This is a genomic window from Lysobacterales bacterium, assembly GCA_016703225.1.
Classification (GTDB): Bacteria; Pseudomonadota; Gammaproteobacteria; order Xanthomonadales; family Ahniellaceae; genus JADKHK01.
In genome coordinates, this window is record JADJCM010000002.1 from 641336 (window position 1) to 654224 (window position 12889).

A 12889-nucleotide genomic window follows, 5' to 3' on the forward strand; every position below is an offset into this window, starting at 1 on the left:
TGGTGTGGGCGGTGGCGGATGACGCGCCTGCTGATTCAACTCAACAGCCGTATCGGCGAACTGCTACCGCACACCTGGCAGCCCGTTGCGCCGTAAGCACAGCCTTTCCGCTGCGGGAAGTTGGATTGGCCGGACGCTTACCCTGAACCTGGAGTGCCGCAGTGGTGCTACGCATGTCTGCGATCAGTTCCTCCGAGTTGACGGACATGTTGAAGGTGTTGCAGCGCTTGGACATTCATCGCCGTCCTTCGCACTTCTTGGATTTGCTGCCTTTGTCCTCATGCACCACGAACCCGATCGGCCGCTTGGGCGGATCGGGTGGGGTCATCAGTTCGCGCAGAGCGTCGAAGACTTGCTTGAGTTGGTTGCGGGTGTTGCGGCTGAAGGCGTCGTGTTGGAAGGCGAGCGCCTGAGTTTTTTGTTCGAGGGTGTCAAGGCGCTTGGTCAAATCGCGGTGGCTGCTGACCAGTTCGCGCAATTGCACGAAGGCGCGCACGACGTACACCGAAATCTCGATGGCACGCGGGCTGCTGAGCAGCATGGCGGCCATCAGTGCGCCGTGCTCGGTGAAGACGTTCGGCAGATACTTGCGATGCTGTCCGCGTCCGGTCTTTATGGTCGCACTTTGCGACCTTAAAGCGGTCCACTCGTCCACTGTCAGCGTGAACATGAAGTCTTCCGGAAACTTCGCGAGGCTGCGTTTGACCGCCTCGTTGAATCGCTTTGTTGGCACGCCATAGAAGGCGGTGGTGCACTGTTTGCACAGTGCTCGGGTTGCTGCGGCGTATCGACGGGGCGTGGTCGGCGAGTGGCTCCACTCGGCGGCTGGCTGGAGCGGACGTTTGGCGAGAGCAAGCGCCTCGGCGTCGGCCGCGAGTCCCTGAGTCCCTGAGTCCTGATGGCTGTACGGTGCGTCATAACGTGTTGCGTCATATGGCGGAACGCGTTATGGTTCAATCGTGATTCGGAACTTTGTCGATAAGGAAGCGGAACGCGTGTGGCAGGGGCAGGTGTCCCGGCGTCTTCCGTTCGCGATTCAGTCGATCGCCAGACGGAAGCTGCGCATGCTGAACAACGCCAGCAGTCTGGCGGACCTGCGCATTCCGCCCGCGAACCGCCTGGAACCGCTGCTCGGCGAGCGCAAGGGCCAACACAGCATCCGAGTCAACGACCAATGGCGCATCTGCTTTCGCTGGATGCAAGCCGACGCGCATGATGTGGAGATCGTGGATTACCACTGACCATGAAAACCTTGAAAGCTCTGCCCAACATTCATCCTGGCGAAATCCTGCTCGAAGAGTTCCTGTTGCCGCTCGGCATCAGCCAGAACGCACTGGCGCGCGCGATGGCCGTGCCGCCGCGGCGCATCAACGAGATCGTGCTCGGCAAGCGCGGCATCTCGGCGGACACCGCAGTGCGTTTGGCGCTGGCGTTTGGGACGAGCGAACGCTTCTGGCTGGGCCTGCAGAACGACTTCGACCTCGAAGGCGCGCGCTTCGCCCTTTCCGCTCGCAAGATCCCGGTGCAACGTCTGCCTGCCGCAGCCTGACGATCCACCGGCCGTCGCAGTTCTCGGAGAATTCGCCGCAGCGTGCAGACCCGCGGTCGCGATGATCGGAGTGGGTGCTCAGCCGCGCAGCACGCTGGCGACGGCGTGGGCGAAGTGGTCGAGGTTGCGGGGGGCGAGGCCGGCGATGTTGATGCGGCTGCTGTCGAGCATGTAGACCGCGAACTCGTCGCGCAGGCGGGTGATTTGGGCTGGCGTCAGGCCAAGGAAGGAGAACATGCCGTGTTGCCGTGCGATGAAGCCGAAGTCGCGGTTGGCGCCGGCGGCAGCGAGTGCGGCGACGGCGCCGCTGCGCATGGCGGCGATGCGTTCGCGCATCGCGGTGAGTTCCTGCAGCCACTGCGTGCGCAGCGCCGGTCGCGTCAGGATGCGCGCGACGATGGCGGCGCCGTGCGCGGGCGGCATCGAGTAGATGTTGCGCACGCCGGTGAGCAGCACCGATCCCGCGGCGGCGGCCTGTGCTGGGCTTGTCGCCTGCCTCGACGACGACCGCTTCCCGATCAACAGCGGCGGAAAAGTGGGCTTGGCGGGACGCTTACGAATCTTCGGCTTTCCGGTACGCTGGTGATGCAAGCGTCAGTTTCGAATAGAAGAGGCGATACATGACCATAGCGGCTCTCCTTGATCACGCTCGCCGCAGCCTGCTCGACTTGTCGACAAGGAATCGGCTGCTGAGCCTTCCAAGAGAGAGTTCCGCCGGACGAATTGTGCATGTGCACGACGAGCTAAGCGAAGAGCTGTTTCGCCTCTTGGTTCGCGAGCAAAAGTCGCTCACGCTCGCTGCAGGACGTGAGTCTGCCGCAGCCGAAGATGGGGCTGCGGGAGGAACTGCGAGCGAACTCGTGGAGTTGCCCAAATCTGATCCGGCGGATGTAGACGCAGAAGGCGTCGCAGCCCGGCATCGTGACCTAAAGCTGCAAACAAGATTGTCCTCTGAATCTCTGCAGAAGCGACTTCTGACCATCTATTACGACGCACGCACGCTGTTGGAAGAGCAGGGCGTGAATATTCTCTACCTTGCGCTCGGGCAGCTTGAATGGTTCGAGAGCGACCGTTCGCAGCTCGCGCGATTGGCGCCGCTGATCTTGATTCCGGTTCGCATCGATCGCAAGACGGCAGGTTCGAGGTTCTCGATCGCGTGGGACCAGGATGATCTGACCGAGAATCTGTCGTTGGCGGAGCGCTTGAAGGAACTCGGTATCAAGCTGCCGAGCTTTGAGTACTCCGATGACTTCGACCCAGCGGCGTATCTGTCGCAGGTAGCGAAGGCAGTCGAGCCAGCGCGGCGATTCCGTGTACGTCGGCATGACATCGTCTTGGCATTTTTCTCGTTCGCGAAGTTCCTGATGTACCGCGACCTGGATTCCGCAACTTGGCCCGAGAGTGCCCGGATCGACGAGCACGGAAAGATAAAGAGCCTGCTGAGGGATGGTTTCCCGCATGCTGCGCCGCCCATTCCATCCCACACGAACATCGACGAGTTGGTGCCTCCGGCCAAGCGGGTGCATGTAGTCGATGCGGATGGCTCGCAGAGCTTGGTGATCGCTGAGGTCGACCGCGGCAGCGACTTGGTCGTGCAAGGCCCACCCGGTACGGGAAAGTCGCAAACGATCACCAACCTTATCGCCGACGCGGTGCATGCGGGCAAGAAAGTTCTGTTTGTGGCCGAGAAGCTGGCCGCGCTCGAAGTCGTCAAACGAAACCTGGAACGAGTCGGGCTCGGGCAGATCGCGCTCGAGCTGCACAGCAACAAGGCGCACAAGCGAACCGTGCTCGATGAGTTGGCGCGTACGTTGGCTCTGACCTTACGAAGTTCCGACGGCATCTCGGACCAGTCGGCCGACCTGTCGTCCCACACCGACGCGCTCAACCATCACGCTCGCGCCCTTCATGCCCGACTCGGCGCCACCGAGCTCTCGCCTTTCAACGTTATCGGCGCTATCGCTGGTCTCCGCGGAGCACACGAATACGATCACGTCGTCATCGCGCAACCCGAGACATGGTCGCCGACTGAGCTGCGAGCTGCCCGAAGTGCGCTACATGACCTCGCGTCGCGAGTGGCTGGCATCGGCCTGCCTGCGGATCATCCTTGGCGTGGTGTTCGCTTGGCAGCCGTACTGCCCAACGAAGCGCGAGCAATCAGCCACAAGTCCCAACAGCTCGCGGCAGAGTTGGATGGGTTGGCGTCCGCTGCGGCAAAGATCGCCGGCATGCTTGAGCAGGAGAGCCCAGCGACGCTGTCAGCCATCGAGTGCTTGTGTCGACTTGGTACCGAACTGGGCAAGCTGCCCGATGTGGACCGCAGCAGTCTTGCCTCCACGGTATGGGCAAGCGGACTTGATCAGGTACGAAAGATCATTGCCGACGGTCGACGCCATTCGATAGTGCGCGACGAACTTGGCGATGCAGTTCGTGCGGATGCCCTCGAGCGCGAATGGACCGCGGACAAGGCCGTCTACCTGCAGCGAGGACAATCGTGGCTGCGCTGGTTTCATGGCGACTACCGGTCGGCTGTGCGGCAACTCCGGCTCGCCGTGACCAAATCGTTGCCGAAGTCGTTTGAGGAACGTCGAGCGTTGCTCGACAGACTGGACGAAACGCGCCACTTGCAGGTGCGACTCGGGCAGCAAGACGACTTTGCCCGCTCGGCTTTCGGCTCGCGCTGGAGTGGCCTCGCAAGTCGCTGGGATCAGCTTGAAGCGCAGATCAACTGGGTCGCTGGCTACAAGGCGCTCAAGATGGCCACAGCGCAGGTCGATCTGGTGGCTCGGGTAAATCAACCTGCCGCGATGGGCGCGCTCGCAGCCAAGCTCGGCGAAAAGCTCTTCCAGCGTTCGACTGAACTCGCTGAATTGGTGGAGGCTGTGCAACTGGAGATTCCCGTCGCGTTCGGTGTCGACCGGATCGTTGAGCTGCCGTTGTTAGACCTTGTCAATCGCTTGCGTTCTTGGGCGGAAGGCTCGGAATCGCTGTCGCCGTGGGTCAATTTTCACGCTGCTTCCGAACGTGTGCGCAACGGCGCGCTTCAAGTTTTCCTCGCTCCGATCGTCACGGGCTCACTGACGACAGCGCGGGTTGAAAGCGCGCTCGACCAAGCGTATTTCAATTCGCTGCTTCGATTCGCGGTGCGCATGTACCCAGCACTGGCGCAGTTCGAAGGCCGGACGCATTCAGAGATTGTCACGCGCTTTCGGCAACTGGATCGCGCCCACCTGGACTGGATACGACTACAGGTCGTCAGGCGACATCTCGACAGCCTCCCTCGCGTCAACACTGGCACAGGTGCGCTCGGCACGCTGCACCAGGAAATGAACAAGAAGTCCAAGCATATGGCGCTGCGCAGGTTGTTGACGCGCGCGGGTACAGTGATTCAGCAGATCAAGCCTGTCTTTATGATGAGTCCGCTGTCCGTCGCGCAGTTCCTCGCTCCCGGTGCAGTGGAATTCGACCTGCTTGTGATTGACGAGGCGAGCCAAGTGGAACCGGTAGACGCCCTGGGCGCGATCGCACGCTGCAAACAAATCGTCGTTGTCGGTGACGACAAGCAGTTGCCTCCGACTAGGTTCTTCAGCCGCATGACCGGCAACGACACCGCTGAAGATGACGAGGATGAAGACGTCGGTGCGGCGACCGTCGTTGAGAGCATCCTTGGACTTTGTCGTGCGCGTGGAATTCCGGACCAAATGCTGCGATGGCACTACCGCAGCCGCCACCATTCACTTATCGCGGTATCCAATCGAGAGTTTTACGCGGCAGGGTTGTTCATTGTGCCTAGCCCGGAGAATCTCGCTGCGGCGTCCGGGTTGAAGCTGCGCAAGGTGCCAGGCATCTAAGATCGTGGCAAGCCTCGACAGAATGCGATGGAGGCTGAGGCGATCGCCCGCGCCGTGTTGGAATTCGCCGAGCACGAATCTGCACGCAGCCTAGGAGTTGTCGCATTCTCCGAAGCCCAGAAGCAGGCAATACTTGATCAACTGGAGGCGCTGCGCCGCACCAGGCCGGATCTGGAATCATTTTTCGAGGGCAGCAAGATTGAACCATTCTTCGTCAAGAACTTGGAAAACGTACAGGGCGATGAACGCGACGTCATTCTGATTTCGATTGGCTACGGACGGGATGCCAGCGGCTACATGACGATGACTTTCGGTCCGCTTTCCACTGCAGGCGGTGAGCGGCGACTGAACGTGTTGATATCCCGCGCTCGCTGGCGTTGCGAAGTTTATTCGTCCATTTCTGCCGACGACATCGACCTCGAGCGCGCGAAATCACGTGGGGCGGCCGCGCTCAAGATCTACCTCAAGTTCGCCGAGACCGGTCGTCTCGAGCTGAGTCAACGCACTGAACGAGAAATGGAATCGGCGTTCGAGGAGGCGGTGAAGGAGAAGATCGAAGCGTCCGAACATACGGTGCATACCCAGGTTGGCATGGCTGGGTTCTTTATCGATCTCGCTATCGTCGATCCGGATCAGCCTGGGCGCTATGTGCTCGGCATTGAATGCGATGGAGCTGCCTACCACTCGTCGCGTTCTGCGCGCGATCGTGATCGTTTGCGCCAGACGGTGCTTGAAGATCATGGCTGGCGCATCCACCGCATTTGGAGTGCCGACTGGCTGCACCGGCCGACGGAGACGCTTCGCATCGTTCTCGCAGCCATCGATCGCGCCATTGCCGATTCTCGAGACAGCGCGTCAGCCGCTCCCAAGGTGCAGCAAGCAACGGCGATCAAGATCGACGTCGACACAATTGGCGAAGACGAAGCGCAGGTGGTCGTGCAGGCAGCGAGCCCAAGCGAAGAATATGTGGAGGCACGGTTCCAGGTGCCGCAGTCGGAACAAATCCACGATCTGTCAGTCGACCGACTTGCGAACATCGTCAAGCAAATCGTATCCGTGGAAGCCCCAATCCACGAGAGCGAAGTCGTGCAGCGCGTACGAATGCTTTGGGGGCTAGGTCGTGCAGGTTCGCGTATCCAGGCAGCGGTCAAGTCGGCAGTAGATTTCGCCTGTACGCAAGGGGCGGTGTGTCGAGGACGGAGCGTTTCTGATCTCGCCGAAGCACACCCCAATGCTGCGAAACCGCGCGAACACCGAATCGCGGTCGCTCCGGCAAGTAGAAATGCTGCCGCCTTCCGAGATCCGCTACGCGATCCGCAAACTGGTCGAGCTGAGTCACCGGGTAGGCTCGGCGGAGGTGTCGGTTCCGATCGCGCGATGGCTGGGTTTTCAGCAGACCAGTACGCAACTTCGAGAGAAGATCGAGAAGCAGGTCGATGACTTGGTGGCGTCTGGCGCTCTGCGCTTGGATGCCGGCCAGCTGTCGGTGGCTCGAAACGATCGTTCGACAAGCAGATAGTCGGGCTCCTGGAGAGCGCGATGTTGGTCAAGACGCCTTGGTTTGACTCACCGCTCCGCAGTAGCCGAAATTCGGAGCCCAGAGCATTCGCTTTTCTGACTCACGCCAGTGCGAGTCGGGCCACACGGCAAGCTGGGTCTGCGGAACGACTTCGACCTCGAAGCCGCGCGCTCCGCTCTTTCCGCTCGCAAGACTCCGGTGCAACGTCTGCGTGCCGCAGCCTGAGGAGTCGTCGCGAGCCGTTCTCAGTCGCGCAAGACGCTGGCGACGGCGTGGGCGAAGTGGTCGAGGTTGCGGGGGGCGAGGCCGGCGATGTTGATGCGGCTGCTGTCGAGCATGTAGACCGCGAACTCGTCGCGCAGGCGGGTGATTTGGGCTGGCGTCAGGCCAAGGAAGGAGAACATGCCGTGTTGCCGTGCGATGAAGCCGAAGTCGCGTTCGGCGCCGGCGGCGGCGAGTGCGGCGACGGCGCCGCTGCGCATGGCGGCGATGCGTTCGCGCATCGCGGTGAGTTCCTGCAGCCACTGCGTGCGCAACGCCGGGCGCGTCAGGATGCGCGCGACGATGGCGGCGCCGTGCGCGGGCGGCATCGAGTAGATGTTGCGCACGCCGGTGAGCAGCACCGATCCCGCGGCGGCGGCCTGGGTCGGGTTGGCGGCGACCAGACTGATGGCGCCGGTGCGCTCGCGGTAGAGGCCGAAGTTCTTCGAGCACGAGGTCGCGAGCAGCAGTTCCGGAAGTTGTGCTGCGAGCAGCCGCGGTCCCTGCGCGTCGGCATCGAGGCCTTCGCCGAAGCCCTGGTAGGCCATGTCGATGAAGGGCAGGAAGCCGCGCTTCTGCGCCAGATCCGCGATCGCCCGCCACAGTTCCGCGGGCACGTCGACACCGCTGGGGTTGTGGCAGCAGGCGTGCAGCACGACGACATCGTTGGCCGGCACCTCGGCGAGCGCGGCGAGCATGGCGTCGCCGCGCAGGGTCTGCTTCGCGGCGTCGTAGTACGGGAATTCGCGCATCGCCAGGCCGGCGGCGCGGAATACCGCGGCGTGGTTGGCCCAGGTCGAGTCCGGCAGCCACAGGGTCGCGTCCGGACGACTGCGCTTGAGCAGGTCGGCGGCGACGCGCAGCGCGGCGGTACCGCCCGGGGTCTGCGCGGTGAACACGCGATGGTCGCGCAGGGCGGCGTGGTCGCCGAGCGCCAGCGACGCGACCGCGGCATTGAACTCGGCATCGCCGGCCATGCCCTGGTAGGTCTTGGTGGTCTCCTCGGCCAGACGCATCTGCTCGGCCGCGCGCACGCAGTCGAGGATCGGCGTGTGGCCGTCGGCGTCGCGAAACACGCCGACGCCGAGGTCGATGCGTTCGGCGCGCGAGTCGGCGCGGAAGCGCGCCATCAAGCCGAGGATGGGATCGTCGGGCGCGGTCTGCAGATGCTCGAACATCGAAGCCTCGTGGGCGGTGGCGGGAGAACGCGAGCGTAGCGCGGTGCAAGCCGCGGCTCGCGGCAGGATCATGGCGATTCGGAAGCACCCGCAGTGGTCAGAATGCGGCCCCACAACGCCTCCATGCGCCGCGCCACGGCAGCGTCGGGCACGATCGTGCGGCTCCAGTCGCGGCTGGTTTCGCCTGGCCACTTGCGGGTTGCGTCGAGGCCGAGCTTGGAGCCAAGCCCGGGCACCGGGCTCGCGAAATCGAGGTAGTCGATCGGCGTGTTCTCGACCAGCATCGAGTCGCGCGCCGGATCGACGCGCGTCGACAGCGCCCAGATCACCTGCGACCAGTCGCGCACGTCGATGTCCTCGTCGGTGATGATCACGAACTTGGTGTAGGTGAACTGGCGCAGGTAGGACCAGATGCCCATCATCATGCGGCGCGCGTGGCCGGCGTACTGCTTGCGGATGCTGACCACCGCGATGCGGTACGAGCAGGCTTCGGGCGGCAGGTAGAAGTCGTGGATCTCCGGGAACACCTTGCGCAGGATCGGCACGAACACGTCGTTCAGCGCCATCGCCAGCACCGAAGGTTCGTCGTGCGGCGCGCGGCCCATGTAGCTGCCCTGGTAGATCGCGTCGCGGCGCAGGCGCAGGCGCTCGATGGTCAGCACCGGGAACTCGGCGCGCGCGTTGTAGTAGCCGGTGTGGTCGCCGAACGGGCCTTCGGGCGCGGTGTCGCCCGGGTGGATGTGGCCCTCGATCAGGATCTCGCAACCGGCGGGCGCGTCGAGTCCGGTGCGTTCGCTGTGCCAGACGCGCGTGCGTTCGCCGCGCAACAGGCCAGCGAACTCGTATTCGGAGATCGTGTCCGGCACCGGCGCGACTACGACCAGCGTGGTTGCCGGGTCGGCGCCGATCGCGACCAGCAGCGGGAACGGCTGGCCCGGGTGCTCGCGTTGGAAATCGGCGAAGTCGAGCGCGCCGCCGCGATGCGGCAGCCAACGCATGATCACGCGATTGCGGCCGATCACCTGCTGGCGATAGATCGCGACGTTCTGGCGGCGCTGGCGGGTGCCGCGGGTAATCACCAAACCGAGCGTGATCAGCTTGCCGGCATCGTCCGGCCAGCAGTGCTGGATCGGCAAGCGCGCGAGATCGATGTCGTCGCCTTCGAGCACCACTTCGTTGAACGCGGCTTCGCGCTGCGCGCGCGGCGCGACATGTGCGAGCTGTGCCAGTTCCGGCCACAACGCCAGTGCATCCTTCAGGCTGGAGGGCCAGCGGGGTTCCTTGATCGCTGCGAGCAGTTCGCCGAGCTCGCGCAGCGATGCCAGCGGACGCCCGGCGAGTGCCGCTTCGATGCGGCTGCGATGCCCGAACAGATTGCCGAGATAGGCATGGGCGGCGCCGGTCGGATGTTCGACCAGCAGCGCCGGCCCCTGCTGCTTCAGGGCATGCAGGCTGAGCGCCGTGGTTTCGAGATGCGGATCGACCGGCTCGTGCACGCGCCGCAGCTGGCCGCGGGCTTCGAGGTGCGCGAGGAAGGTGCGCAAGTCGTGGAAGTGGCTCATCACAGGCTCCTCGCCGCGCTGCCGGATGTCATCAACCGGGACGTCCGTCGCGGCGCGGCGTCGTGTAGATGTAGAGCGAGCGCAGCACCCACGGCACGAATGCGAGCAGCCAGCCGAACGCGGCCACGCTCTGCCAGGCCATCGCGTCGGCGCTCAGTTCGGCTCCGATGCGAATCAGCGCGACCAGCTGAATGGCGAGGAAAGCGAAGCCGGCGACGCGACCCAGTTCCAGCGGTCGTCCCGAGTGTCCGGCGGTCACGCGCGTGACCATCGCGACCAGCAGGCTGCCGAAAAATCCGATGAACAGCGCGTGCGCCGGAGCGCGGCCCAGGTGCAGGTCACCGCTCGCGAGCAGCCACAAGCTCTGGGTCGCGAACAGCAACATCGCCAGCGGCAGCCAGGCGAACCCGGCGAACAACACGCGCGCCAAGGCTGGCATCGGGCCGCGCGGGGCATTGCGCCACAGCCAGTAGCCGGCGAGCGCGGCCAGCGGCAGGTCGGCCAGCCACAGCCACGCGTTCAGCGCCGCCAATTCCCCGGCGAGGTGCAGCAACAGACAGGCCCAGACCGCGCCCAGCCAGCCCAGAGGGCGCCAGCCGACATAGCCGGGCACGACCACGCTGGCGAAGAACGGAAACATGCGGTGCGCAACCGTGGTGTAGATCGGCAGCAGCAAGGCAAAGCTGCCGATCTTGATCACCGCGAACATCAGCCGCACCGATCCGGTGTGCAGGTGCAGGGCGAACAGCAGCAGCCCGAGCAGCCCGAACAGCAGCGCCGCGTAGGCGCTGGCCGAATGCAGGGTGCGGCCACGATCGGCGCGCAGCGGGCCCCACAGGAACGCCAGTCCCGCAATCCATCCGGCGATGGTGTTGAACAGGCCGATCTGCACCAGGTGCGGAAAGCCGAACAGACCGACCAGGAACAACAGTTGTCCGCTGAGCAGCCCGAGCCCGACCGGCAGGTAATGCCAGGGCGAAAGCTCGGGTTGCCCCATCCAGCGCGGGAACACCGTCAGCAGGAAGCCGAACATGAACGGCGGCAGCACCTGGTACTGCATCACGAACGCATGCGCCCAGCCGGCGAACAGGGGCGGCTGTGCCAGGCCGATGTCGCCGAAGCGCGACTGGTACAGCCACAACGCCCACCACGTCATCGCCGCCAGCACGTTGCTGGCGCCGACGAAGAACAGCAAACGGTGCGGCGCCGCCGCCAGCATTCGCGGCGAAATGGGGAAGGACTCGGGGATCGTGTTCATCTGCGCATTGTCCCGCGCTCGCTGTGTTGCGTGATTGATGCAGGTCAGGCTGCGCCCGGGTGCGGCATGCAGCGCCGAAGCCGGAGCGCATTCGATTGCACGGAGATGGCGGGTTCGGTCGCGGCTGGTACATTCGCGCTCGAATCGAACGAGACCAGAACGAATGAGCCACACAGCAAGCAACGGCGCGCTGCGCCGGACCAAGATCATCGCCACGCTCGGCCCGGCATCGGATGCGCACGGCGCGATCGAGGCCCTGATCGCCGCCGGCGTCAACGTCGTGCGCCTGAACTTCTCTCACGGCACCAAGGAACACCACGCCGCGCGCATCCAGGCGGTGCGTGAGGCCGCGCACAAGCTGGGACGCGAGGTCGGCGTGCTGGCCGACCTGCAGGGCCCGAAGATCCGCATCGAGAAGTTCGAGGAAGGCAAGGTGCTGCTGCAGGCCGGCGATCCGTTCACGCTGGTGTGCAGCGCCGACGCCGCGCCCGGTGACCGCAATCGCGTCGGCATGAGCTACCTCGGCCTGATCGACGACGTCGTGGTTGGCGACACGCTGCTGCTCGACGATGGACTGATGGCGGTGCGTGTCGATGCGATCGAGGGCGTCGAGATCCGCACCACGGTGCTGACCGACGGGAAGCTGTCGGACCGCAAGGGTCTGAATCGTCTGGGCGGCGGGCTGTCGCTCGGCGCGCTCACCGACAAGGACAAGCGCGACATCATCACCGCGGCCGAGTTGAAGGTGGACTTCGTCGCGGTTTCGTTCTGCCGCAACGCCGCGGACATGCACGAAGCGCGCGCGCTGCTCAAGGCGGCAGGCTGGGAAGCAGCACTGGTCGCCAAGATCGAGCGCGCGGAAGCGATCCCGCTGCTTGGCGAGATCATCGACGCATCCGATGTGGTCATGGTCGCGCGTGGCGACCTCGGCGTGGAAATCGGCGACGCCGAGTTGCCGGGTCTGCAGAAGAAGATCATCCGCGAGACGCTGGAGCGCAACAAGGTGGTGATCACCGCGACGCAGATGCTGCAGTCGATGGTCGAGTCGCCGATTCCGACGCGCGAGGAAGTGCTCGATGTCGCGAACGCGGTGATCGACGGCTCCGACGCGGTGATGCTGTCGCAGGAAACCGCCGCCGGCAATTACCCGACCAAGGCGGTCGAGGCGATGGTGCGCATCTGCCTCGGCGCCGAACGCCAGTTCGAGATGGACACTGATTTCGAAGCGGCGCCGCGCAATCTCGCGCGCGTCGACCAGGCGATCGCGATGTCGGCGATGTTTCTGGCCGAACACATCAAGGTGCGCGCGATCATCGCGCTGACCGAGTCCGGCGGTACCGCGCGCTATCTGTCGCGCTTCCGCTCCGAGGTGCCGATCTACGCGCTGTCGCGCCACGACGGCGCACGCCGACGCATGGCGATGATGCGCGACGTGTTCCCGATCGACTTCGACACCCGCGGTCTGCCTCCGCGCGAGGCCGCGCGCGAAGCCATCCGCCGCCTGCACGCACTCGGCTGCCTGCACGAAGGCGACCGCGTGATGATCACCAGCGGCGACAGCATGGAAAACCAGGGCGCCACCAACACCCTGCGCCTGCTGGAAGTCGGGCCGGAAGGCAGGGCAGAAGGGCTCGGCGACCTGTGAAGCGCTCCGATCGTCCGGAGCGGGGCGCGACCACGCGCTAGCCGCGCTCCCTGATGCTGGTGGCGG

At 64.4% G+C, this 12889-nt stretch carries 10 protein-coding genes; 5 read left to right on the forward strand and 5 right to left on the reverse strand.

Features of this window, described 5'->3' with window-relative positions:
* Window positions 1–235: 235 nt before the first annotated feature.
* Window positions 236–766, reverse strand: a complete 531-nt coding sequence (locus IPG63_11610) for an ORF6N domain-containing protein (protein MBK6727891.1) — start codon at window positions 764–766, stop codon at window positions 236–238.
* Between the two features lie 193 nt (window positions 767–959).
* Here IPG63_11610 and IPG63_11615 point away from each other — a divergent pair, with 193 nt between their 5' ends.
* Together IPG63_11615 and IPG63_11620 are read left to right on the forward strand one after the other, a co-directional pair.
* On the forward strand, window positions 960–1241 hold the full coding sequence (locus tag IPG63_11615) for a type II toxin-antitoxin system RelE/ParE family toxin (GenBank protein MBK6727892.1): 282 nt from the start codon (window positions 960–962) through the stop codon (window positions 1239–1241).
* 11 nt (window positions 1242–1252) lie between these two features.
* Window positions 1253–1549 (forward strand): HigA family addiction module antidote protein, encoded by a 297-nt coding sequence (locus tag IPG63_11620; protein MBK6727893.1) that lies wholly within the window; start codon window positions 1253–1255, stop codon window positions 1547–1549.
* A gap of 78 nt (window positions 1550–1627) precedes the next feature.
* Here the strand turns inward: IPG63_11620 and IPG63_11625 are convergent, their stop codons facing one another.
* On the reverse strand, window positions 1628–2005 hold the full coding sequence (locus IPG63_11625) for an aminotransferase class I/II-fold pyridoxal phosphate-dependent enzyme (GenBank protein MBK6727894.1): 378 nt from the start codon (window positions 2003–2005) through the stop codon (window positions 1628–1630).
* 164 nt (window positions 2006–2169) lie between these two features.
* On the opposite strand from IPG63_11625, the gene IPG63_11630 reads away from it, so the two are divergent.
* Both IPG63_11630 and IPG63_11635 read left to right on the forward strand, forming a co-directional pair.
* Window positions 2170–5400, forward strand: coding sequence for a DUF4011 domain-containing protein (locus IPG63_11630; GenBank protein MBK6727895.1), 3231 nt, complete (start codon window positions 2170–2172; stop codon window positions 5398–5400).
* Window positions 5401–5427: 27 nt separating this feature from the next.
* Window positions 5428–6840, forward strand: a complete 1413-nt coding sequence (locus tag IPG63_11635) for a DUF3320 domain-containing protein (GenBank protein ID MBK6727896.1) — start codon at window positions 5428–5430, stop codon at window positions 6838–6840.
* Between the two features lie 324 nt (window positions 6841–7164).
* Here the strand turns inward: IPG63_11635 and IPG63_11640 are convergent, their stop codons facing one another.
* From IPG63_11640 to IPG63_11650, 3 genes are all read right to left on the reverse strand, one after another.
* On the reverse strand, window positions 7165–8358 hold the full coding sequence (locus IPG63_11640) for an aspartate/tyrosine/aromatic aminotransferase (protein ID MBK6727897.1): 1194 nt from the start codon (window positions 8356–8358) through the stop codon (window positions 7165–7167).
* Window positions 8359–8426: 68 nt separating this feature from the next.
* Entirely contained in the window at window positions 8427–9920 is a 1494-nt protein-coding gene (locus IPG63_11645; protein MBK6727898.1) for a UbiD family decarboxylase, read from the reverse strand.
* A 31-nt stretch (window positions 9921–9951) separates the two neighbouring features.
* A complete protein-coding gene (locus IPG63_11650) occupies window positions 9952–11178 on the reverse strand; it encodes an NnrS family protein (GenBank protein ID MBK6727899.1) in 1227 nt (408 codons plus the stop codon).
* A 163-nt stretch (window positions 11179–11341) separates the two neighbouring features.
* On the opposite strand from IPG63_11650, the gene pyk reads away from it, so the two are divergent.
* Window positions 11342–12823 carry a pyruvate kinase gene (gene pyk / locus IPG63_11655; protein MBK6727900.1) on the forward strand — a complete coding sequence of 494 codons (1482 nt, stop codon included), beginning with the start codon at window positions 11342–11344 and terminating at the stop codon, window positions 12821–12823.
* Window positions 12824–12889: the final 66 nt, after the last annotated feature.

Excerpts from the sequence above, each read along its gene's own strand:
- IPG63_11630 (MBK6727895.1), top strand. The coding sequence starts at position 2,170 with ATGACCATAGCGGCTCTCCTTGATCACGCTCGCCGCAGCCTGCTCGAC.
- IPG63_11635 (MBK6727896.1), top strand. The coding sequence starts at position 5,428 with ATGGAGGCTGAGGCGATCGCCCGCGCCGTGTTGGAATTCGCCGAGCAC.
- IPG63_11640 (MBK6727897.1), bottom strand. The coding sequence starts at position 8,358 with ATGTTCGAGCATCTGCAGACCGCGCCCGACGATCCCATCCTCGGCTTG.
- IPG63_11645 (MBK6727898.1), bottom strand. The coding sequence starts at position 9,920 with ATGAGCCACTTCCACGACTTGCGCACCTTCCTCGCGCACCTCGAAGCC.
- IPG63_11650 (MBK6727899.1), bottom strand. The coding sequence starts at position 11,178 with ATGAACACGATCCCCGAGTCCTTCCCCATTTCGCCGCGAATGCTGGCG.
- pyk (MBK6727900.1), top strand. The coding sequence starts at position 11,342 with ATGAGCCACACAGCAAGCAACGGCGCGCTGCGCCGGACCAAGATCATC.